Raw genomic sequence first — 679 nt, forward strand, 5'->3', positions numbered from 1 at the left:
TCACCAGTCCCCTTGGCATAGCGAATCAGATATTGCTTGCGCCATTGCGCCGTCAAAACGGTATCACGGCTCAATTTTTCGAGCGTATCAGCTGCTTGATAAATCGTTTGCGCTGCATCATCTGCTTGCCAGCCAGTGAAAACATAGCCGATGCGAGCTGGTGCTTCTGTGGCTGGAATCTGATAATCAAAACCGACACGCACCGTGGCTTGCGGTGGCAGACCAATCACTAAATCACTTGTGCCCTTGGCATAGCTGACCTTTAGAGGCTTGGACCATTGGGCAGTCAGAGTAATGTGTGCTTGCACATTGACAATGCTAGCGCCTGGTTGATAAATGGTTTTTGCCGCATCATCCGCCTGCCAGCCAGAAAAGTCATAGCCCACTCGAGCTGGCAGCTCTGTTGAGATTGGGTAGGTCGTACCGGCTAAAACGGTGGTTCCTGCCGGTAGACCAAGCACCGCATCACCTGTCCCCGTCTGGTAACGAATCGCATATTGTAACTGCCATTGCGCGACTAGGACAATATTTGCTGAAACTTCTGAAATCGTATCCTTTGGCTGATAAGCTGTTTCTGTCTCTGCTTGACGCCAGCCAGTAAAGACATGACCCTCACGGGTTGGTGTTTTATTTGAAATGAGATAATCATCGCCTAGATAGACCGTCGCTGTCGCGGGTA

General features: G+C 50.4%; 1 protein-coding gene. It reads right to left on the reverse strand.

Annotated elements, in window-relative coordinates:
- A partial coding sequence (locus HOY35_RS13365) for an InlB B-repeat-containing protein (RefSeq protein ID WP_172214601.1) occupies positions 1 to 679 on the reverse strand: 679 nt, incomplete at both ends.

It is taken from the genome of Enterococcus sp. MMGLQ5-1 (assembly GCF_013155265.1).
In the GTDB taxonomy this organism is placed as follows: domain Bacteria; phylum Bacillota; class Bacilli; order Lactobacillales; family Streptococcaceae; genus MMGLQ5-1.